We start from the raw sequence: 21,527 nt of genomic DNA, 5'->3' as shown, positions 1-21,527 counted from the left end.
ATGACGACCACGCTCTCGCGCCCCGCCGGACCCCGCCGGCCCCGGTGGGCGACCATCGCCTCCTACGTCAGCCTGTCCGTCGGTGCTCTCGTCTTCATCTTCCCGTTCCTCTACATGCTCGTCGCGTCCCTCCAGGAGACCAAGGACGCGAGCCCGAGCGGCACCTTGCCGTGGCCCTCGAACATGTGGCCCGGCAACTTCGTGGCCATCGACGCCGCGATCGACCTCGGGCGGTCGCTGCTCAACTCGTTCATCTTCACCGGAGGCGTCCTGCTCGGGACTCTGCTGTTCGGGGTGATCGCCGGATACGCGCTCGCCACGCTCAGGTACCGCGGGCGCGGCGTGCTCTTCGCCCTGGTCCTGCTCGTCCAGACGGTCCCGTTCCAGCTCCTGATGGTCCCGCTCTACGTCATGACGGTCCGGACCTTCGGGCTCGCAGACACCTACCTCGGCATGATCCTGCCCTTCGCGATCAACTCGACGGCGGTGCTGATCTTCAGGTCCTACTTCCTCAACCTGCCCAAGGACCTCTTCAACGCGGCCCGCATCGACGGTGCTGGCGAGGTCCGCGTGCTGTGGTCGATCGCCATCCCGCTCGTGCGGCCCGCGCTGCTCACAGCGACGCTGCTGACGTTCATCGGGCCGTGGAACGAGTTCCTGTGGCCGTTCTTGGTCACCAAGAAGCAGTCGATGCAGCCCCTCGCAGTCTCGCTCGCCAACTTCACGGACAACGCCGCGTCGAGCCAGGCGAACCCCTTCGGCGTGGCCCTCGCCGGAGCGGTCGTCCTTGCCCTGCCCGCCGTCGTGCTGTTCGTCTTCTTCCAGCGGCACTTCACGTCGACAGACCTCGGTTCCGGCGTCAAGGGCTGAGCCCCGGGCCATCCCTTGACCCACGAGATACCAACCGCAGCTCAGGGCTCCCCGCGCAGTCACGCGCGGGGAGCCCGAGCCGTCTGAGCGCCCTCGGTCAGTCGACGAGCGAGACCCACCAGGTCTCCGCGTCGCCGACACCGCAGATCACGCTGGTCCTCCCGTCACGACGTTCACGTCCGCCAGGGAACACCACGTCCCTGAGGTCAGGTCGCTTGGACTCGCCGTCAGGCAGGTCCCCACGCTCGAAGAGCATCTGCGGAGCAGTCCACGACAGGGCGACGGGGTCGATCTCGAAGGTGATCGGGTAGTAGTGGCGTCCTCCCTGGTCGTCGAAGCGAGCGATGTGCGCAAGGACGTCGAGCCGTCCGTCGTCGAGCACGTCGACCTGGTTGACCCCGCCCCACTCCTCTGGGAGGAACAGGCCCTCGAGCCGCGGGGCCCTCTCGACGTCCGCGACAGTGAGGCTCTCGACAGCGTCGACGACAGTGACGCCGATGCGCCCTCGGCCGTCGGCGCCACCCTGCGGTCGGGTGACGACCGCCACCCGACCATCCGGGAGCTCACCGAACCGCAGGTCTTTCATGCCCCACGGGCCGTCGAAGACCGGGACGAGCTCGGTGAGGTCGTCGCAACGCAGCACGATGGTCCTGTATCGGAGCTCGCCCATCAGGTCCCCCACGTCCGGTGCCTGGATCTCGACGCCGCCGAGGTACAGCCTGCCATGGACCGTGAAGACGAAGGGGTCCTGCAGATCGAGGCGCGCGGCCCCGGGGACCGGGCGCCAGCCCCCCTCCTCCTCGGTGAAGAAGACGACCGTCGACTGCTCGCTGTCGCGGGTCTCCACCCGGCCAGCGAGGACACGAGAACCCGGGAGACCTGGAGCCTCGAAGGGGACAGAGACGTTGTAGACGTCTCGCTCCCCCACCCCCTCGAAGACCAAGCGGGTGGCACCGTCCAGCCGTGGCCCCGCTGCCCTGAGGTCGGCGAGGAGGCGGTCGATCTGTGCGGTGCTGCTCATGCGCATCTCCATCTCTCGGAAAGAACTTCTGGCACACACAAGATCGTGCACACCCCGTGCATAGCGCTATTCCTTCAAACCGGTTTGAACGCTAATCTAACGAGATGCAGGCCGACGCTGTCAATCACCGTCACAAGACTCGCCCGACGCCTGTTCGAGCGCTACGACAGAGCACCCTGGAACCTGCACGTCGCAGCCGTCGCAGACGCAGAGAATCCCACCCGTCGAAGGAGATGTCGTGAGACCCAGCAGACCTCAGATCGCCGGAGCTGTGGTGACCGCCGCCCTGGTGTGCGCGCTGATCACCCCAGCTCAGGCGACCACCCCGGTCGAAGACGCCGGCGGCCACCCCCGCCCGTCGCCGCAGATCGTCACACCTCTCGTCGCAGGGTTCCCGGCCGCCCCGCAGCCGGCTCTGCCCGGCGGGACAGACTGGCGCGAGCGCGCGCTCGCCTACGACGCCTTCGTCTACGACTGGAACCCCTCGGGCGAGGGGCACCCGACGATCCTCGCGGACACGACACACCTCAACATGGACTCGGACACCTACAAGATCCCCGTCTACTACGCCGACACCCGCATCGAGTCCGACGGCTACCAAGAGGCCGTCGACCAGGTCGCCTCGGTCGTGGGAGCCACCCTCGTCGGTGTCGACAAGTCCGACCAGGACGGCCACGACTACGTCTCGATGCTGCAGACCTTCTTCCACCCCGATCTCGGCATCGCCATGAACAACCCGTTGGACCGGACCGACGGCGGCGCGGACACCTACTGGTACACGACGACGGCGAACGTCCTCTACGCGATGCTCGGCGACCAGTACCCGGCCTCCCCGGGCATGACCGAGTCGTTCCGCAGCATCGCCGACCGCCACTACGACATGGTGGTCGCGCTCGGCGGTGCCGAGGCCGACTTCACGGGGCAGGGATTCTCCTTCGAGACCATGACGGTGAACCCGGGCAACCGCGACGAGGGCGGTGACGGCGCCGCTGGCACCGCCGCGATCCTGCTGTGGGCCTGGGAGACCTTCGGGGACGAGCGCTATCTCGACGGAGCCCGCTGGTCGATGGACTATCTCGACCGCTCCACCACTGGCCTCTACTACGAGGTCCTCCCCGTGCTGGCCCCCTACGTGGCCGCACGGCTCAATGCACAGGCGGGCACGAGCTACGACCCGAGCCGCTACGTCCGGTGGATCGAGGGCGGCTCGACCGCTCGACCCGGGTGGGGCACGATCTCCGGGACCTGGGGCGGCCACGACGTGCACGGGCTCATGGGGTCCCAGTCCGACGGCGGGGGCTACGCCTTCGCGATGAACAGCTTTGCCGTCGGGCTGCTCGCGCCGACAGCCCGCTACGACGCCCGCTACGCGACCCTCGTCGGGTCGTGGCTGCACGCCGTCGACCACGCCGCACGACTCTTCTACCCCGACCAGATGGACGCCGACCACCAGTCCCACGGCGACAGGTTCCTCGGGGCACCCGAGGCCGTCATCCCGTACGAGGGTCTGCGCGCGGAGGAGGCCGGGTTCTCGCCACGCGCGACGGGCGACCCGAGCCGCTACGGCGCCGACTGGGGACTCGACCCGCAGACGACCGACCTCGGCCTCTACGGCGGCAGCTGGGTCGGCTTCCTCGGCGGCGTGGTCTCGCAGACCGACGTCGACGGCGTGATCCGCGCCGACCTCGACGCGACGGACTTCCACGACGGTGACGGCTACCCCACCTCGCTCCTCTACAACTCGACACCCGCAGACGCGACCGTGCACGTGACGCTCGACGCCCCGGCCCAGCTCTTCGACGCGGTGACCGACACCGTGGTCGCACCCGAGGCGTCAGGGGTGACCGCAGTCCAGGTCCCGGCAGGCGGTTCGGTCGTCCTCGTCGAGGCTCCGGTCGGTGGCGTCCTCGAGCGCACAGCGTCCGAGACCCTCATCGACTCGGTCCCGGTCGCCTACGTCGCCACGACACCCCCGGAACCCGACCCGCCGGTCGACGTCGCGCTCGGCGCACCCGTCACGTGGTCCTCCGACCAGAACGGGAACGTCGGCTCGCACCTCACCGACGGGTCGTCAGGCACCCGCTGGGAGTCTGAGGCCGGCGACCCCCAGTGGTTCGAGATCGACCTGGGCGCGCCCTTCGACCTCACCTCGGCGGTCCTCGCCTGGGAGCACGCCTCGGCGAAGAGCTACACGATCGACGTCTCGACAGACGGCACGGACTGGTCCACCGTCTACACGACCACGTCTGGTCCAGGCGGTCGAGAGACCCTCGCCCTGTCGACCGAGGCGACACGGTTCCTCAGGTTCACCGGGACCGAGCGGAACACCTCGTACGGCTACTCCGCCTACTCGTTCGCCGCGTACGGCGTCCCGTCCGTGGCCGTCACACCCGAGCCGACGCCCAGCCCGACAGACGAGACCGGAGGAGACCCCGGACCGTCGACCAGCCCGGCCACGCCCGGCGAACCCGAGCAGCCCGGCGATCACGATCAGCCCGCCGATCACGCCCCGTCGAAGGGATCCACCTCGCCGGTCGGTCCGCCTCAGGGTGCAGGCTCGGGCGGCGACGGGTCGCCGCAGTCTGCGAAGAGTCTGTCGACGACCGGGGCAGACGTGGGTCCGCTCGCCGCCGGCGGGGTCGTGCTCTTGCTCCTCGGCCTGGCCGCTGTAGCGTCCGCGCGCCGCCGCGCGTCCCGTTGACCAGGTCGTCATGCTGCCCGGGATCAGATCGCGGTCATACGTCCGTTCGCTCGAGCCGCCCTCTGGCCCGAGCGGACAGGACGACTACGACATATGTGCGCTACCGTTGCAGATCCCGTCATACGGACGTCCGTCCTCCTCCGAGGCGTCTGTGCACAGAGGAGACGCAGCATGACCACCGATCACATCGGTCTCACCGACGAGCACGCACCCGGAGCACCGCCCGACGACCCGGTGGCCAGCATCCCCGCACGCCGCGGCCGGCCCCCGCTCGACCCGCGCACAGCACCAGGGGCCTGCTCGCCCGTCTGGCACGTCCGAGCACCGCTGCGTCTCGACGTCGCCGCCCGGGACCGAGCAGCGAAGGAAGGCTGGGACCTCTCGACCCTCGTGCGGGACGCCGTGGCGGCCTATCTCCGTGCTCCGTCCGAACCAGAGAGCACCTAGCGCGTCACCAGCGGCACGACGAGGGGCGTATCGCTCTCCGGGTCGGTGATGATGCGGCACCGCAGCCCGAAGATCTCTTCGACACCCTCGGCGGTGACCACCTCGTGCGGTGTGCCCGTCGCGACGATCTCGCCGTCGCGCATCGCGATCATGTGCGTCGCGTAGCGGGCCGCGAAGTTGAGGTCGTGCAGGACCGCCACGAGGGTCCGGCCCTCTCTGTGCATCTGGGCGCACAGCTCGAGGACGTCGACCTGGTGCGCGATGTCGAGGAAGGTCGTCGGCTCGTCGAGCAGCAGCAGGTCGGTGTCCTGCGCGAGGACCATCGCGATCCACACGCGCTGACGCTGCCCGCCCGAGAGCTCAGACACCTTGCGGTCGGCGAGGTCCGTGGTCCCCGTCGCCTCCATGGCCGCACGGACGGCGACGCCGTCGGAGGCCGACCACTGGCGCAGCAGGGTCTGGTAGGCGTAGCGCCCGCGACCGACGAGGTCGCGGACGGTGATCGCCTCGGGTGCGATGGGGGTCTGCGGCAGCAGCGCGAGCATCCGGGCGATCTGCTTGTTGCCGAGGGACGCGAGAGGAGTCCCGTAGAGCTCGACGTCGCCGGCCCGCGGGGTGAGCGTCCGGCCGAGGGCACGCAGCAGGGTCGACTTGCCGCAGCCGTTCGGACCGACGATCACCGTGAAAGAGCCCGCCGGGATCTCGACGTCGAGCCCGTCGACCACGACCCGCTGGTCGTAGGCCAGGCGCAGGCCGGTCCCCCGCACGGGCGGTACGGCAGCCTCGCGCGGCTCAAGGTTCTCGGTGGGGGTCACAGCGTTCCACGTCTCCATTCACGGGTGAGCAGGACGGCGAGGTACAGACCGCCGATCCCTGCGGTGAGCACGCCTACAGGGAGCGAGCCGAACCACGGCTGGTGCACGGCGACGAGGTCGGCGCCGACGAGCAGCAGAGCACCGGTCGCGCCTGCCGCGACCATGCCTGGCCCCGTCGACCCGGTCAACCGGCGGGCGACCTGCGGGGCGACGAGCGCGACGAAGGCGACGGGACCGCAGACGACGACGGCCGCTGCGGCCAGACCGACACCGACCGCGACAGCCAGCAGCCTGACCCGCCGGGCCGGGACGCCGAGGGCCACAGCCGCGTCGTCGCCCATCTCGACGTGCTGCAGCCCGCGGCTCAGGGCGAGCGCCGCGAAGCCCAGCACCACGAGCGCGACAGCGATGATCGTCACGTGCTCCCAGCTGCGTGAGTTGAGCGAGCCGTTGAGCCACGCCGCCATCTCCTGGGCCTGCTCGCGGCGCGTGCGGGTGATCGCGAACTGCACGAAGGCGAGCGACATGGCGCCCACCCCGATCCCGATGACGACCATCCGCAGCGGCGCCTGCACGCCACGCCCTGCCCCGAGCAGCACGAGCACCACGGCGACGGCCCCGCCGAGGAGCGCGCCGACGGGTGCGGGCAGCAGCCCGGGCCAGACCAGGGTCACCGCAGCGGCGCCAGCGGCCGCCCCGGCGTTGAGGCCGATGATGTCGGGGCTGCCGAGAGGGTTGCGCGTGACGCTCTGGAAGATCGCGCCGGAGATCCCGAGGGCAGCGCCCGCGCAGATACCGACGACAGCCCGCGGGAGCCGGTTGGTGAATACCACGAAGTGCTCGGTCTTGCTGCCCTCGCCGCGCAGCACCGCGGGGAGGTCGGCGAGAGCGATGCCGAGCCGACCGAGGGTGAGCGACAGGACGAGAGAGATGAGCACGAGGACCAGGGCCACCGTGACCACGAGCGTCGCGCGGGCGTTCCACGGCAGGGCCGCACCGAGCACGCGGACATGACCGTCCTCGATCCGGGGGCGCAGAGCGCGCGGGGCTCGTCCACCTGCGGCAGCGTCTTCTGCGACCGCCTCGGCGACGGTCGTCGGGCGGGTCACAGCCCGCTCCCCGAGCGACGGACCGCGACGTACAAGAAGGGCGCACCGACGAAGGCCGTGACGACCCCGACCATGAGCTCGGCGGGTCGTGCGACCACGCGGCCGATCACGTCGGCGCCGAGCAGCAGGACAGGTCCGAGGGCGACGCAGTAGGCGACGAGCCAGCGGTAGTCCGAGCCGGTGATGCTCCGGACGATGTGCGGCACCGCGAGCCCGACGAAGGCGATCGGCCCGACGGCCGCTGTCGCCGCGCCGGCGAGCAGCGTCGCGACGAGCGCGCCGAGCAGCCGTGTCCGGCCGGCGTTGCCGCCGAGGGCCTGCGCCGTCTCGTCTCCGAGCGCGAGAGTGTTGAGCGGGCGGCCCAGCAAGAGACCGGCGACCAGACCGACGACGATGATCGGCCACACCATGTCGACGGTCGACGCCGGGCGTCCCGCGAGCGAACCGACGACCCAGAACCTGTAGCTGTCGAAGACCTCGGGATTGGTGAGCGTCACCGCCTGGATCGCCGCCGACAGGACTGCGCCGACAGCCGCGCCGGCCAGCACGAGCCGCACAGGTGTGGGACCAGAGCGCCCCGACCCGATCGTGTAGACGAGGACCGCGACGGCGAAGGCCCCGGGGAGCGCGAAGTAGATGCTGCGGCTCCCGAGGGTGCCGAAGACCACGCTCCCTGCGACGATCGCGGCCGACGCCCCGGTGTTGACGCCGAGCAGACCGGGGTCGGCGAGCGGGTTGCGGGTGATGCCCTGCATGAGCGCACCGGACACGGCGAGGGCCGCCCCGACGAGCAGCCCGAGGACGGTGCGCGGCACACGGGACGCGATGACCGTCGCCTCGAAGGAGTCGTCGGGCGCGAAGAGCCCGCGCCACACGGTCCCGAGGGGCAGCTGGTTGCTGCCGACGGCCAGGCTCAGCCCGGCGACGAGCGCCGCGAGGGCGACCGCGAGGACCAGCCCGGCGCCCAGCCCCCAGCGCCGAGCAGGACCGGACGTGACCGTCCGGTCCTGCTCGGGTGCGTCGACGTGCGTGGTCATCACCCGACCTTGGCGACGGCCTCGGAGATCATCGGGACGTACTTGTCGATGGCCCACGGAACGCTCAGCGGCGTGGAGACTGTCACGGCCATGCCGAGCTGGCGGTCGACCATCGGGACGTAGGCGCCCGACGCGAAGGCGGGGATCGAGGCGAAGAGGGGCTGGGCCTCGGTCGCGGCCTGCTCGGTCTCGTCGTTGAACCACGTGAAGAGGACGTCGACATCGGAGAGCACGTCAGAGTTCTCGAGGCCGATGTCTGCGGTGAACAGCCCCTCAGGGGCGGTCAGGTCGGCGACAGAGGGCGCGAGCTGGAAGCCGAGCCCAGTGAGCATGTCGACGCGCGGGTCGCCGGGCACGTAGGCGGCGAGGGTGCCGAGCTCCTGCGAGGCGACGTAGGCGACGCTGACGTCGGCGAACTCCGGGTGCTCCGCCGCGGCGTCGGCGAGGGTCGTGTCGACCTCGTCGAGGAGCGGCTGCGCGGCGTCGGGGACGCCGAGGGCCGTCGCGGCGATCTCGACCTGCTCGTCGAGGGGCGTGATCCACGGGCCCTCGGGGTACGCGACGACGTTCGTGAACTCCGAGAGCTGGTCGAAGGTCGCCTGGTCCAGGCCGGACTGCGGCGCGAGGATCAGGTCCGGCTCGAGGGCGATGACAGCCTCGACGTCCAGCTCGGGGTACATCTCGATGGTGGTGGGCAGCTCAGCGCCCTGCTCCTCGACGGCGTCACGGAACCACGGCTGGTAGCCGTCCTCGTCACCGGCCCACGCATCGGTCTCGATGCCGACGGGCACGACGCCGAGCGACAGGGCGATGTCCGAGGAACCCCACCCGAGGGTGACCACGCGCTCGGGAGCCTCGTCGATGGTCGTCTCGCCGAGGGCTCCGGTGATGGTGACCGGGAAGGCACCAGCCTCGGCGGCGGGTGCCGAGCTGCTGTCACCTGAGGTGTCGTCCGCGGAGTCGTCCGAGCCGCAGGCTGCCAGGGCGAGCACCGCGGTCGCGGTCGCCGCCGCGACGAGTGTGCGCCGCAGGCGCGAGGTGGGGCGTGCTGAGGAGACGGACACGGGGTGCCTTCCGGAAGACGTCGAGGTGCCGACCACCGATCGGGAGGTCATTTGGTAAGGCTACCCTCAGGATCGCACCCCGGAGGAGGACCGGGTTGTCATCGGGGGTGTGACCTGCTGCACATCCGGCCCGCGCGCAGGTCAGGGATCCATGACATCGCTCCGCGAGGCCTCGGCGCGCAGGACGAACAGATCCCCCGGCCCCACACCCAGAGCGGCACAGAGAGCCGCGACCGTCGTGAACCTCACCGCCCTGGCCTTGTTCGTCTTGAGCACCGACAGGTTCGCCATCGTGATCCCGGTCCGCCTGGAGAGCTCGGTCAGCGTCATCCCGCGCTCGGCGAGGATCTCGTCGAGCCTGCAGACCACGACGTCAGACGACTCAGACGACACTGTCGACCTCGTCCTGGAGTCGAGCACCTTCGCGGAACACCAGCCGCAGCACGAGGACGACAAGACCGGCGGCGATCATCGTCCACGGCCACTGCGGGCCGGCCAGGCGGAAGCCGTCGACAGAGATGATCCCCGGCACCTCGAAGACTGCGGTCGACACCAGGCGGACCGCGACGGTGTCGCCGAGGCCGACGAGCAGACCACCTGCGAGCAGCACAGGTCCGAGCAGCGCGAGCATCGGCCGAGCCGACGTCCACGACCTCCGCCCGCGGGTGACAGCCAGGACGAGACCGACGACCAGGACCCCGGCGACCAGGATCGTCGCGGCGTGGACGAGCACCGGCGCCGCCGCGATCACGCGGAGCGTCGTCGGGAGCTCGTCGAGGTAGACGGGGTTTCGACCACCGTTCTTCGTCAGCTCGAGGAGCTGCGGCAGCTCCGTGGCGTGGACCCTGGAACCGAAGGACGACTCGTACGGAGCAGCCTGACGGGCGAGCAGCACCGTGAGCGCTTCGATGAGGAGCTGCGCCACGGCCAGCACGGTGACGACCCCCACCGCTCCTGCGATCCACCGCACCGAAGCGCTCGTGCGTGACGCCGGCTCCTCCGGGAGCTGTCCTTCTCCGACCCACCCGAGGAGCACGGTCCCACCGTCTCCGTCACGACCTGTCGAGCCCGCGCGTCCCACCATGATGCCCCCTGTTATCGAGATCGATATTATTGATGTCGATAATCTAATGGGGCTGTGCGGCCGTGGCAACCCCCTCGACAGTCGCAGCGCAAGACCCTTGCCCCCGGGGCAGCACGACGCCCCACTCTCCAGCGACACCCACGGCCAACCCTAGGTATGGGTAAAAGATCCCACAGGCCAGTCTTGCCGGTTTCGCCCCCTTGATGCTACCGTTCGGAAGCTCGCCCGAGGGCTACCGAAGAACGGTGAAGACATGAGCCTGGTATCGATCACGGCAGAGCTCGCCAGCACCGACGATCGCACCTCCGGGCTGAACCAGCTGGGACTCCGCCTCCTAAAGGACGCCCTGTGACCGCACCTGATGTCCTCTCCTGCCGCTCTCTGGTGCGCGAGTTCTCGAGGGGTAGAGAGCGGCGACGCGCGGTCGACGGACTCGACCTCTCTGTTCCTTCCGGCCAGGTCTGCGCCCTCATCGGCCCCAACGGCGCCGGCAAGACCACGACGGTCCGCATGTGCTCGACGCTCCTGCTGCCGACGTCGGGGAGCATCTCTGTCCTCGGGCACGATGTCGTCCGAGACACCCGCGCCGCTCGCCAGAACATCGGTCTGGTGCTGGGCGGTGAGCGGGGCTTCTACCTCCGCGCATCGGCGCAGGAGAACCTCAGGTTCTTCGCAGCAGTGCAAGGAGCCCGGATCACCCGGCGGGCTCTGAACGACGTGCTCGACCAGGTCGGGCTCGCCGACCGGGCTCGGTCCCGCGTCGAGACCTTCTCGCGCGGGATGGTCCAGAGACTGCACATCGCGCGGGCGATCGTGACTAGGCCAGCGCTGCTGCTGCTCGACGAGCCGACCATCGGCCTCGATCCAGAGGTCGCCGTCGAGGTCCGCTCGTTGGTGCGGCAGCTCGTGGCAGACGGGACCTCGGCCCTGCTGACGAGCCATTCGATGCGTGAGGTCGAGCTCCTCGCCGACACGATCGTCGTCATCGCCGGCGGACGGACGCTGGCTCAGGGCGACGCACAGGCGATTGGGGCGGCAGCAGGGATCGGTGAGGTCTCGTCGTACCTGATCGACGACTGGGCGGAGTCCTACCGCAGCCAGCTCCTCTCGTCCCCAGGAGTGCGTTCTGTCGACGTCCATGCCCGGGGGCTCATGACCGAGGTCGTCGTCGCCTGGCGCTCGGGTGCTGTGCCAGGATCAGCCCACCTGCCGTTCCTCGTGCGCGGCGAGAAGACGCAGGCCGCTGGGCTGGAGGAGTGCTACCTGGCGCTGCTCGCCGACCGAGGCGGCTCGGGGACCGGCGGCGCGCCAGACAGCCTGATCGACGCAGCGTCATGAGCCGGGACGCCGCGCTCATGGTGGGCTTCCACAGCCGTCAGATGCTCCGCAACTCGTTCTTCGTCCAGCTGATCGTCGTCGCTCCCGTGAGCTTCGTCGCGGTCAAGGCACTCGTCGCCTACGGGCTCGACGCACCGCTCGGCGACCAGCTCTGGTTCGAGGCGGGCGCGGCAGGGATGTGGTCGCTGACCACGATGTCTGCGGGGATGATCGGCTTCCAGCGGTTCCAGGGGACGCTCCCCCTCCTGGCCGTCTCGCCGCACGGGGCCGCTCGCATCTTCGTCCCCCTCGTGGCCTCGACCGCCTGCTCCGGTCTCCTGTGCTTCCCGGTGGCAGTCCTCGCCGTCCTCGTCTGTGGTGGACAGGTCGGGTGGTCGACCTCTCTGCTGATGCTGGTCTCGGTCGTGCTCTTCGCTGTCGGGTGCGTCGCGGCCGCACTGACCATCGCCGTCTTCTTCGTGCTGACACGGCACGCCATCGTCTACGAGGCCCTCCTCGTCATCCCGGTGTGGATGGTGTCCGGGATCGTGACGAGCCTCGACTCGTCGCCCGTCTACCTCCGATGGCTCTCTGTGCTCAGCCCGCTCACAGGTCCTGTCGCCACCGTCAGAGCTCTGCTCGACGACGCCGAGCCGAGTCTCGTGTGGCTGGGACTGTCGGCGTGCGCGACGGTCTTCTGGCTGCTCGTCGCACGACTCGGGTTCCGGGACGCACTGGACCGAGCCCGGTCGCGCGGGACGCTGGCCCTGCTGTGAACGGCCCCAGGTCTGACACCGTCACGGTCTGGACGACCCTGCTCGCATCCAGCGCATCCGTCGCCCGGCAGAGCCTGACGGCCTTCGCTACCTGGTCGACCGCTCTGGTCGTCTGCCTCGCGACCCCCGTGCTGAGCGTGATCTTCCTGACCGCCATGAGCTCGTCAGCCGGCGGTGAGGCCGGCGCGGCAGTGGCCTACAGGTGCGCCGTGATGGTCGCGGTGACGACGGCATCGGCACTGATGGTCGACCTCGGGATGACAGACAGGCGCCTCGGGGTGGTCGACTCTCTCCTGTCTTCGGGAGGGCTGGCCTCGTCAGCCCTGTGGCTCGGCAGGGGAGCAGTCACCTCGGCCGCAGGCATGGCGGTCGGCACGACGACGTCGCTCGTCGTCGCTGCCGCGACCCACGAGCTCCCTGACGTGGGGTGGCACCTAGGATTTCTGGTCGCCGCAGCCCTGGCAGGCTCTGTCACAGGGCTGCTGATCCTCGCCGCCGGCCTCTCACTGCGCGACCCTCACGTCCTGGCGACCGCCTACGCGTTGCTGATGCCGCTCCTCAGCACAGCCCTGCTGCCTGCCGCCGCCTATCCCGCCGCCCTCAAGCCTTTGGTCCGCCTTGTCCCTGGTGCGGGCCTGATCGACGCGACCCGCGACTCGGCGGCGTCAGGCCGTGCAGGTGCGCTGATCATCGAGGCAGTCCTGCTCTGCGCACTGCTGGTGGTGGTCCGTCTCGCCGTGAGGGCCTCCGAGGTGCGCGCACGCAAGCACGGCAGCGCCGTCATGACCAGCTGAACCAGTCACCAGACAGCACGACGGCCCAGTCCTCCCCCTGCGGAGCCCTGAGCCGTCGTGGTCTGTGTCGTCGACGAGCGTGCGTCAGACGATGTTCCTGTTCTCACGGTAGCTGCGCCACACGTTCTCGAAGAAGTCGTCGTCCTCGGGGATCGGACGCACCGGTCGCCACGTGAAGTCGCAGGTCCCAGCCCTGCGGCGGGATTCTGCGGCACGCAACCCGTCGGGTCCCGAGCCGACCTCCTCGGCGGGGTCGCGGACTTCACCCGCTCCCCCGCGGTATGCGCTCTCCGCACCTGTCCACGACGCCTCCTGGACCACTCCGTCGAGGGCACCGCCGTCGAGGGCGAACCTGAAGATCTCCGGAAGGTCGAGCTCGGCCTGCGGGTCGTCGCCGAAGCCGACCTGAGGTAGGTGACCCGACGCGTCGGTGTACAGCACAGACCCACGGCTGCGTCCGCCGTGGTCTACGTAGTCGGCCATCGCCGAGAGGTACACGTACTGCGTGGTGAGGATGTCGCGGACCAGGAAGGTCCGGTTGACCGACCGGCGGCTGGACGGGTCGGCGACCACGAGGTCGTCGTAGGCGGCGAGCCACGCCGTCACCTGGGCCAGCGCCTCGGTGATCGACTGAGCCGAACGGACCGGGCCGGCCTTCTCGCTCATCAGGGCGCTCGTGGCGCGCAGCAGCTCACCGGTGTTGTCAGGCTCCCCCGCCGCGGCACGGCCCGCAGCCCGTGCCACCAGGGCAGCAGCGGACTCGACGAGCGGCGCCGCGGCCTCGTTGAAGGAGGCCAGGTCGACCGGCTCGTCGGTCCGGCGCACGGCGATGAACTGCGCGGCCCGCGTCGCCCCCACCTGACCCGAGTTGAGCGCCGCACCCCCGGGGCGGTAGATCCCGTGCGCCCCGCCGGCCTCGCCCACCGGGAAGAACCCGGCGACGTTCGACTGCCACCACGCGTCGACGACCAGTCCGCCGTTGTTGTGCTGGGCGCACACGTCCACCTCGAGCCAATCCTTCTCGAGGTCCACATAGGGGTTCTTGCCGAGGTACAGCTCGTAGGACGGCATGTTCATGTGCTTGAGCCGCTCGATCGGCGTACCGAACAACGCACCACCTCGCTCGAGGTAGGCGTGGGCCTCGGGCGAGATCTTCGACGCGTCGAGCTCGGGCTGCACGGGGTTGCGCGTGAAGTCGAGGTAGACCTTGCGACCGCGCAGCACAGTCTCCTGGTAGACGAGCAGGTCGATGAGCGACGAGCCGTCGAGGGCCTTGCGGATGTCGAAGGGCCACTGGTAGCCCTTGAGGAAGATCATCGACAGCTGACGCCCGTAGTCGGGGATCGTCTCGCTGAGGAACTCGCGCTCGTCGCCGCCGTCGGCGTTGGTCGACACGAAGCGCGGCATCACCTGCATGTACGTGCCGGAGACGTTCCAGCGCGGCTTGGTCGACGCGAGGCCGAACTGCCACTCGGTGAGGTTCTTGCCGTGGACCCCGGCCCTGTACGCGGCACCCGACGCACCCCACTGACCGTTGGGGAACACCGAGGTCGCGTACATACCGGCAGGACCGCCGGTCGCGTAGACGAGGTTGCGGGCCCGGAACAGCACGAAGGGGCTCTCTGTGCCGTCGTGCACCACGTCGGTCCGCAGGCACAGGAGCCCGACGACCTCGCTCGTCGCACCGTCGGGGGCACCGTCCGTGACCGCGGCCGGTCCGGCGCCGGCCGCACCGGCAGCACCCGCTGCACCCGCTGCACCCGCTGCACCCGCTGCACCCACCATGTCGCGCGTGACGACGTCCACGACCCGGCACTGGTCGTAGATCCGCGTCCCGTTGCGGTGCACCTTCTTCTCGAGCTGCTCGACCATCGACCGCGACGTGTACGGGCCGACCGAGGTCGCCCGGCGTCGCGGGTCGTGGTCGGTCTTGTAGCCGATGAACTCGCCGTAACGGTTCTGCGGGAACGGCACCCCGAGCTCGCAGAGCCTGAGGAACCCGCGCGCGGAGAGCGCAGCCTCGCAGAGCGCGTTGTCGCCGTCCATCGCGCCGCCCGAGAACAGCGTCTCGGCCATCTCGCGGACCGAGTCGCCGTCTCCACCCGAGAGCGTCATCTTGTAGTACGTCTGCTTGTCCGACCCGGCGTTGCGCGACGAGCCGGCGTTGACCTTGTCGGCCACCATGACCACGTCCTCCTGGCCGAACTCCCACAGCCGGTCAGCGGCGCAGAACCCTGCCGAGCCGGTCCCGACGATCACCGTGTTGGCGCTCACGACGGGCACGTCGTACCCGGCGAGGCGCACGATCTCGACGTCGAAGGTCGCGTTGACCGAGTGGTCACCTGCCTCGCGCGAGGCCGCAGGGCTGGTCGTTCTGGTCGTCTCAGGTGTGGCGGGGGCAGTCACGGTGGCTCCTGGCAGGACGGTCTCGGCAGTCCGAGAGAGGGGGAGGGTGGCGGGAGGGCGCGTCAGAGGCGCGGGATGTGCTGCCCGCCGTCGACGTGGAACACCTCGCCTGTCGAGTACGGGGTCTGCCCCGAGGCGAGGACGGCGACGGCGCCGGCCACGTCGCTCGGACGTCCCCAGCGCGGCATCGGGGCGAGGCCGTCGGCGAAGAGCTTGTCGTACTTCTCCTGCACGCCCGCGGTCATGTCGCTCTCGATGACGCCCGGGCGCACCTCGTAGACGACGATCCCCTCGGGTGCCAGGCGCACGGCGAAGAGCTGCGTCCCCATCGAGACGCCGGCCTTCGACACGCAGTACTCCCCGCGGTTGGTCGACACCGCCGTCGCGGAGATCGAGGAGACGTTGATGATCGTCCCGACAGGACGGTCGACGCCCGACGCCTCACCGCGCCCGGCGATCATCGCGTTGGCGACACGCTGGGTGAGGAAGTACGGGCCGCGCAGGTTGATGCCGAGCACCCTGTCGAAGCTCTCGGGCTCGGCCTCGAGCAGGTCCGCCCGGACCGTCGGGGCGACTCCCGCGTTGTTGACGAGCAGGTCGATGCGCCCCCAGGCCTCGAGGGCGGCGTCGACGAAGCGCGCGTGGTCGGCCACCTCGGCGACAGAGCCCTGGACGTAGAGCACCTCGGCCGGGCCACCGTCGGGTCCGCTCGTCCGGAGCTCGTCGAGCAGCTCGGTGGGCTCGGGCCGGGTCGCGAGGATCGCGACGGCGTAGCCGTCGGCGAGGAGCCGGCGGGTGATGCCGAGCCCGATCCCGCGGTTCCCGCCAGTGACAAGAGCAACCTGGGTCATGCGTCCTCCGGTCTGTGCGGGCGCCGTCGCCCGTCGTCAGGTCTGAGCGCGCGGAGACGCTCACGTGCCGTCGATGCTCTCAGAGATCGACCGTTTGGGCAAGCGCTTTCCATCGCCCGGTCGGACAGGGGCAGCCGCGCGCCTCCAGCCCGCGCACCGCAGCCTCCGGCCGCGCGCGTCAGCGTCTTGACCCCACCTGCCCGCCTCACTAGGCTCACCGGAAAGCGCATTCCGACCTGGGGTGCCAGCAGCCCTCTCGAACGGACTCGACGATGACCTCCGGCGCAGACCTGTCCAGGCTCTCCCTCAACACCGCGACCACCAAGCTGCTCACCGTGACAGAGGCCGTCGACGGTGCGGCGCGCGCCGGCTACGGAGCGGTCGGGCTGTGGCGGGACAGGGTCCAGGAGATCGGAGCCGACAAGGCCGCGAAGGTCGTCGCCGATGCCGGTCTGCGCGTCTCGTCGCTGTGCCGGGGCGGGTTCCTCACGGCCTCCGACGACGCGGGGATCGCCTCGGCCCTCGAGGACAACAAGACCGCGATCGTCGAGGCGGCGACCGTCGGGACGAGCGATCTCGTCTTCGTCGTCGGCGGCCTGGGCGCGAACCCCGGCCCCGGTGAGCCCGCGCGGACGCCGCTGGACCCGGCCGAGCGGGACGCCGCGCGTGACATCGTCGCGACCCGCCAGCGCGTCGCCGACCGCATCGGCGACCTCGCGCCCTTCGCGGCCGAGCACGGCGTGCGTATCGTGCTCGAGCCCTTGCACCCGATGTTCGCGGCCGACCGCGCTGTCGTCTCGACGCTCGGGCAGGCCCTGGACCTCGCGGCCCCGCACCCGGCCGACGTGGTCGGCGTGGTCGTCGACACGTATCACGTGTGGTGGGACCCGGACCTCGAGGCACAGGTCGCGCGGGCGGGCGCCGAGGGACGCATCGCGTCGTACCAGGTGTGCGACTGGCTGCTCCCTCTCGCGGCCGACCCGCTGCTCTCCCGCGGGTACATGGGCGACGGCTACGTCGACTTCTCGACGATCACCCGGTGGGTGGCCGCGACGGGGTACGCGGGCGACGTCGAGGTCGAGATCTTCAACCAGCAGATCTGGGACACCGCAGGGGATGTGGTGATCCGGACGGTCGCCGAGCGCTACGCAGCGCTCGTGCAGCCGTACCTCTGAGCCGCGCACCGCGGCCCGGAGACACCGACGGCCCGGTGGTCACCTGCACGTCCCCTCCTCGGGCGCAGGCGGCCACCGGGCCGTCGTCATGCTGTCAGTCGCTCGCCACCTGTCCAGGTCAGATCTGGTCAGATCCGGTCCGGTCCACCAGCCCGACGCCATCCGCCGCGCCACACACTCGGCACCCAGGTCGCCCAGTCGGAGCCCAGGTCGCACGCAGTGCACCCAGGTCGTACAGACACGCCAGACCCGCCCTTCAGAGGGCGTGATCCGGCGTGTCCGTACGACCTCGCGAGAGTCCGTACGACCTCGCGAGTGGGGGGCCGGGAGGCGGTCGGGCGTCAGACCGCGAGCGTGCTGCGGTCGAGGCCGACGTAGACGTCGACGTCGCCCGTGAGCTGCTCGGAGGCCACGAAGAGCCCGCCCGAGCGGTAGTGCGCGGGGACCTCGGCGCCCTCGACCGCGACGCCACCGACCTCGACACGGACCGGTGCGTCACCGGCGACGACGTGCAGGGTCACGCGGCGGTGCACGCCAGCGAGGTCGACACCGAGGACGGTGCCGTCGTCCTCGGCCGCGAGGACCGGGTCGAAGACCACGCCGCCGGCGCGCTCGGTGATGCCCAGCGCGCCGTGCACCAGCTGGCGCAGGTAGATGCCGGGACCCGAGGAGTACACGCGCCACCCGCCCTTGACCTGGACCGAGCCGTCACGGAGCTTGTCGAAGTTCTCCGCGAAGTCGTAGCGGTCGGTGAAGCCAGCGTCCGAGGAGGAGTAGAAGCAGTTGCGCTGGCGTGCGGCGCTGTGGTCGAGGCGCTCGAACTGCCCGACGGGGCTGATGCGCAGCAGCTCGGTCACCAGACGCTCACGCCCGAGGGCGGCGAGGGCCTGCGTGTAGCGCACGTGCGCGTGGGTGTACATGAGGCCGATCTCGCGACCCACGTTCGCGGCCTGCTCCCCACGACGGAAGTACTTCGTGATGCCGTCCTGGAACGGGGCCGGGCGGTCCATGAGGCGCACGCCGTCGGGGAAGTGCAGGTTGTCCTCGACGAGGGCCTCGTGACGCAGCACCTGCTCGGGTGTGAACAGCCCCGCGATGATCGAGCGCGTCATCGGGATGAGGCGGTACCGCAGACCTGTGCGGTCGTCGGTCGGGTGGATGACGGGCCAGGGGCCCTCGGGGGCGAAGACCACGTAGCCGGCGAGCACGTCGTCGATCATCAGACGGTCGGTGAACTCGGCGGCGATGACGTCGGCCTCGGCCTGGAGCTCGTCGGCCAGCGCGTCGTGCGAGCCGCCGCGCAGCAGAGCGGACAGCGTCGACGTCGCCTGGAACAGGAGCGCGACGGTCCACGCCGACGCCATCTCCTCCTTCATCGACTCCTGAGCGGGCTGGAGCGTGTCGTCCCAGTCGCCCTCGCCGTAGGAGAGCAGCTGGGTGCCGGGGGCGCGGTGCGTGCGGATGTACTCGAGCGAGGCACGCACGTGCTCCAGGACGGGGACGGCCTCGGTCCCGGCGCGACGAGCGGAGGAGTCCCAGAAGGGCACCTCGACGTCGAGGACCGACGTGTCGCCGGTCGCGGACAGGTACTCGCCGAGGGCCATGAGCGGCCAGACGACGACGTCGCCGTGCGCCTCGTCGGAGTAGCGCTCGGAGTATGCGTCGAACATGAACCACTGCGGCAGCGTGCCGTCGGGGTCCTGGTGGCCGAAGACCCGCAGCACGATCTCGCGTGCGGTGTCGAAGCGACCGAAGGCCAGGTTGAGCTCGAGCGGCCCCTGGCAGACGTCGCGCGTTCCCCACGCGGCGCCCGAGTACTGCTCGAGGCCGTGCGGCACGAGGAAGTGGATGAGCCCGTTCTGCGTGAACCACGGCAGCAGCAGGTTGACCTCGGCGAGACGGCCCGAGCCCTCGACGTGCAGGTTGCGCGTGAAGTCACCGATGTAGCGGCGGTGCGCCACGAGCTCGGCGGGCACGTCGAGCGCGGCGTCGAGGGTGCGCGCAGCGGCGTCGAGGGCCGGCGCGCGTCCCTCGAGGTCACCGGTGAGGACCACCGAGGCCGAGGTCGCAGCCTCGAAGGCCACCGTCACGACCGAGGTGCGACGAGCCTCGCCGTCGGCGAAGAGCACCGAGTCGTCGCCGATCCGGCCCGTCGGGCTCGCGAGGACGTAGGTGAGGTCGGGGCAGTGCGACTGCACGTCGGTCCCGGCCTCGGCCGTGAAGACGAGCGCGCGCCCGTCGAGGGCGGGCTCGGCCGACCAGGCGTGGTCACCGAGCTCGACGTCGACCGTGACGAGCAGCTCGAGAGGCTGCTCGGAGTCGACGCGGACCTCGAGCACACGGCCCTCGGCGCTGGCCGTGGTGCGCACGTCGATGCGTCCGGCCGAGGTCTCGTAGACCCAGCGGAGCCCGCCGAGGTCCATGACGAGCGCGGACGGCACGCCGAGCAGGTTCCAGGCGCCGTCGATCTTGACCAGCGCGCGCACACCGCTTGAGCGGAGCAGGTTGAGGTGGTTGCGCTGGACCGACACGAAGCGGTTCACCGAGGTGTTGCCGACGACGACGTGCGAGGCGAAGACACCGTAGACGTAGGAGGACGCCGAGAGGATGTTGTCGTTCGGTGCGACGTCGGTGCCGGCCTTGACGACGTGGCCGTGCGGACGCTCGACCGCGAGCTCCTTGGCGCGGGACACCACGTGGGTGGCGTCGGCCGTGAAGTACGAGATCAGCGAGCCGTCGGACGCACGCTCCGGCTGGAGAACCGAGCCGGCTCCGAGGTCGACGAGCTCGTCCTCGGTGAGGTCCCGGCCGGCGAGCAGCGGGGCGGAGACGAGGAGCGAGCGGACAGCCGGGGCGGCGGCGTCGCCGGAGACGACCCCGGCAGCAGCCTCGACGGCGCGGTCGAAGAGGCCGGGGACGGCGTCGATCGCGTCGGCGAGCTCGCCGCGGTAGTCCGGCACGAAGGCCGTGACAGCGTGCACGGTCCGCGGCTCGGAGAGGTCGAGCGTCGGGCCGAGCAGCGTCGGCATGGAGAGCTCGTACTGGTAGACGAGGGAGTCCCACTCGGCGGTGTCGAGGGCGTGCGCGTGCCCGTCGAGCTTGCTGTCGAGACCGTAGAGCGAGAAGCCGTCGGTCAGGTGCGCGCGGGCACCCTCGACGATCGCGCTCACGGCGAGCGGGAGGACCGGGGCCGTCGCCATGGTCTGGCGGCTGGCGAGGACCGAGCCTGCGGTCGAGCCCTCGACCACGTGGTGGACGATGTACTGGCTCACGTAGGGCTCGCTGCTCAGCGACATGCCCTCGGGCGCCAGCGCGAGGTCCTGCGCGACGACCACGTCGTAGGTCCCGGCCGCACCGGCCTCGACGGAGGCGAGGTCGACGCGCCAGACCCAGAGGTCACCCGTGGCGTCGAGGACGAGGGAGACCGTGTAGGCCGCGCCGAGGACCTCGCCGGACCAGCGGGCGGAGCCGTCGACCACGGAGAAGCTGCTCGCCGAGCGGGCACCGACGAGCGGCGCGCTCTGCACGGAGCCGTCGCTGTGGCGGCGCAGGAACACCCCGCCGATCATCGCGTCGTGGTCCGAGGGGCTGTACTGGCTGACGAGGGTCGACCCGCCGTGGCGGATCGAGCGGACGTCACCCGTCGCCGTCAGCGCGATGCGCGTCGGTCCGCTGCTCAGCTCGGCGTCGACCGGCGTCACCGGGCTGCTGGGCGCCTCGAGCACGGCGGACGTGGTGGACGGGTGGACGGGAGAGCTGTTCACGGCGGGGGTCCCTCGGTCGGGTTCGGGATGGTCGGTCGCTGCGGTGTCCGCAGTCACGAGGACGAGGTCGGGTCGCCCCCGCGGGAGGTCGGGATCGGGCGGGACGAGCGGTCGGACCGCCCCCTCACCCGTCGCCGTCAGGTCACGCCAGGGCGTCTCGCTGCACGGCGGTGCTGGGCTCGTGAGATCCACGAGTCCTGAGGTCTGTGCTGTTGTCGGGTCCCGCCCGCCCCCGTGGGGGCCGGGCGGGAGGGCCGCACGACGGCTGCGGCCTGCCGGGGCCGGCGCGGGGAGGA

Annotated in this window: 17 protein-coding genes; 7 read left to right on the top strand and 10 right to left on the bottom strand. The window is 70.5% G+C overall.

Annotated elements, in window-relative coordinates; all coding sequences use genetic code 11:
- Complete coding sequence (locus ASG53_RS17265; RefSeq protein ID WP_056136205.1) at positions 1–870, top strand: carbohydrate ABC transporter permease; 870 nt, start codon at positions 1–3, stop codon at positions 868–870.
- A gap of 97 nt (positions 871–967) precedes the next feature.
- On the opposite strand, the gene ASG53_RS17260 is transcribed toward ASG53_RS17265, so the two are convergent.
- Entirely contained in the window at positions 968–1,891 is a 924-nt protein-coding gene (locus ASG53_RS17260) for a DUF1861 family protein (protein WP_200945527.1), read from the bottom strand.
- 238 nt (positions 1,892–2,129) lie between these two features.
- Between ASG53_RS17260 and ASG53_RS17255 the strand changes: the two genes are divergently transcribed.
- A complete protein-coding gene (locus tag ASG53_RS17255) occupies positions 2,130–4,592 on the top strand; it encodes a discoidin domain-containing protein (protein ID WP_156382869.1) in 2,463 nt (820 codons plus the stop codon).
- Between the two features lie 171 nt (positions 4,593–4,763).
- A complete protein-coding gene (locus ASG53_RS17250; protein ID WP_056136199.1) occupies positions 4,764–5,039 on the top strand; it encodes a hypothetical protein in 276 nt (91 codons plus the stop codon).
- On the opposite strand, the gene ASG53_RS17245 is transcribed toward ASG53_RS17250, so the two are convergent.
- From ASG53_RS17245 to ASG53_RS17220, 6 genes are all read right to left on the bottom strand, one after another.
- Entirely contained in the window at positions 5,036–5,872 is an 837-nt protein-coding gene (locus ASG53_RS17245) for an ABC transporter ATP-binding protein (protein WP_200945526.1), read from the bottom strand. The genes ASG53_RS17250 and ASG53_RS17245 overlap by 4 nt on opposite strands.
- On the bottom strand, positions 5,851–6,963 hold the full coding sequence (locus ASG53_RS17240) for a FecCD family ABC transporter permease (protein WP_082544150.1): 1,113 nt from the start codon (positions 6,961–6,963) through the stop codon (positions 5,851–5,853). Before ASG53_RS17240 ends, ASG53_RS17245 begins: the two co-directional genes overlap by 22 nt.
- Positions 6,960–8,000 (bottom strand): FecCD family ABC transporter permease, encoded by a 1,041-nt coding sequence (locus tag ASG53_RS17235; protein WP_056136195.1) that lies wholly within the window; start codon positions 7,998–8,000, stop codon positions 6,960–6,962. Before ASG53_RS17235 ends, ASG53_RS17240 begins: the two co-directional genes overlap by 4 nt.
- Positions 8,000–9,115 carry an iron-siderophore ABC transporter substrate-binding protein gene (locus tag ASG53_RS17230; RefSeq protein ID WP_228087412.1) on the bottom strand — a complete coding sequence of 372 codons (1,116 nt, stop codon included), beginning with the start codon at positions 9,113–9,115 and terminating at the stop codon, positions 8,000–8,002. Before ASG53_RS17230 ends, ASG53_RS17235 begins: the two co-directional genes overlap by 1 nt.
- Positions 9,116–9,205: 90 nt before the next feature.
- Complete coding sequence (locus ASG53_RS17225; protein WP_056136191.1) at positions 9,206–9,457, bottom strand: helix-turn-helix domain-containing protein; 252 nt, start codon at positions 9,455–9,457, stop codon at positions 9,206–9,208.
- Entirely contained in the window at positions 9,447–10,148 is a 702-nt protein-coding gene (locus ASG53_RS17220; protein WP_056136189.1) for a hypothetical protein, read from the bottom strand. Before ASG53_RS17220 ends, ASG53_RS17225 begins: the two co-directional genes overlap by 11 nt.
- 348 nt (positions 10,149–10,496) lie before the next feature.
- On the opposite strand from ASG53_RS17220, the gene ASG53_RS17215 reads away from it, so the two are divergent.
- The 3 genes from ASG53_RS17215 to ASG53_RS17205 are packed head-to-tail and all read left to right on the top strand — an operon-like array spanning position 10,497 to position 13,035.
- Entirely contained in the window at positions 10,497–11,486 is a 990-nt protein-coding gene (locus tag ASG53_RS17215) for an ABC transporter ATP-binding protein (RefSeq protein WP_056136187.1), read from the top strand.
- Positions 11,483–12,241 (top strand): ABC transporter permease, encoded by a 759-nt coding sequence (locus ASG53_RS17210; RefSeq protein ID WP_056136185.1) that lies wholly within the window; start codon positions 11,483–11,485, stop codon positions 12,239–12,241. The genes ASG53_RS17215 and ASG53_RS17210 overlap by 4 nt, the downstream gene beginning before the upstream one ends.
- The gene (locus tag ASG53_RS17205; protein ID WP_235533981.1) at positions 12,130–13,035 is read left to right on the top strand and encodes an ABC transporter permease; all 906 of its coding nucleotides are present in this window, start codon (positions 12,130–12,132) and stop codon (positions 13,033–13,035) included. Before ASG53_RS17210 ends, ASG53_RS17205 begins: the two co-directional genes overlap by 112 nt.
- Positions 13,036–13,119: 84 nt before the next feature.
- Here the strand turns inward: ASG53_RS17205 and ASG53_RS17200 are convergent, their stop codons facing one another.
- The gene (locus tag ASG53_RS17200; protein ID WP_082544148.1) at positions 13,120–15,441 is read right to left on the bottom strand and encodes an FAD-binding protein; all 2,322 of its coding nucleotides are present in this window, start codon (positions 15,439–15,441) and stop codon (positions 13,120–13,122) included.
- Positions 15,442–15,503: 62 nt separating this feature from the next.
- A complete protein-coding gene (locus tag ASG53_RS17195; RefSeq protein WP_056136182.1) occupies positions 15,504–16,292 on the bottom strand; it encodes a 3-ketoacyl-ACP reductase in 789 nt (262 codons plus the stop codon).
- Between the two features lie 272 nt (positions 16,293–16,564).
- On the opposite strand from ASG53_RS17195, the gene ASG53_RS17190 reads away from it, so the two are divergent.
- The gene (locus tag ASG53_RS17190) at positions 16,565–17,467 is read left to right on the top strand and encodes a sugar phosphate isomerase/epimerase family protein (RefSeq protein WP_056136180.1); all 903 of its coding nucleotides are present in this window, start codon (positions 16,565–16,567) and stop codon (positions 17,465–17,467) included.
- Between the two features lie 341 nt (positions 17,468–17,808).
- On the opposite strand, the gene ASG53_RS17185 is transcribed toward ASG53_RS17190, so the two are convergent.
- Positions 17,809–21,231: a hypothetical protein gene (locus ASG53_RS17185; RefSeq protein WP_156382868.1), complete on the bottom strand. Its 3,423-nt coding sequence runs from the start codon at positions 21,229–21,231 to the stop codon at positions 17,809–17,811.
- Between the last annotated feature and the right edge of the window lie 296 nt (positions 21,232–21,527).

The organism is Sanguibacter sp. Leaf3, assembly GCF_001425965.1.
Lineage (GTDB): Bacteria > Actinomycetota > Actinomycetes > Actinomycetales > Cellulomonadaceae > Sanguibacter > Sanguibacter inulinus.
This window is presented reverse-complemented; position numbering and strand designations above follow the sequence as displayed.

Coding starts and splice junctions, on each gene's coding strand:
- ASG53_RS17210 (WP_056136185.1), top strand. CDS start 11,483: ATGAGCCGGGACGCCGCGCTCATGGTGGGCTTCCACAGCCGTCAGATG.
- ASG53_RS17195 (WP_056136182.1), bottom strand. CDS start 16,292: ATGACCCAGGTTGCTCTTGTCACTGGCGGGAACCGCGGGATCGGGCTC.
- ASG53_RS17190 (WP_056136180.1), top strand. CDS start 16,565: ATGACCTCCGGCGCAGACCTGTCCAGGCTCTCCCTCAACACCGCGACC.
- ASG53_RS17245 (WP_200945526.1), bottom strand. CDS start 5,872: ATGGAGACGTGGAACGCTGTGACCCCCACCGAGAACCTTGAGCCGCGC.
- ASG53_RS17265 (WP_056136205.1), top strand. CDS start 1: ATGACGACCACGCTCTCGCGCCCCGCCGGACCCCGCCGGCCCCGGTGG.
- ASG53_RS17230 (WP_228087412.1), bottom strand. CDS start 9,115: ATGACCTCCCGATCGGTGGTCGGCACCTCGACGTCTTCCGGAAGGCAC.
- ASG53_RS17220 (WP_056136189.1), bottom strand. CDS start 10,148: ATGGTGGGACGCGCGGGCTCGACAGGTCGTGACGGAGACGGTGGGACC.
- ASG53_RS17235 (WP_056136195.1), bottom strand. CDS start 8,000: ATGACCACGCACGTCGACGCACCCGAGCAGGACCGGACGGTCACGTCC.
- ASG53_RS17260 (WP_200945527.1), bottom strand. CDS start 1,891: ATGAGCAGCACCGCACAGATCGACCGCCTCCTCGCCGACCTCAGGGCA.
- ASG53_RS17250 (WP_056136199.1), top strand. CDS start 4,764: ATGACCACCGATCACATCGGTCTCACCGACGAGCACGCACCCGGAGCA.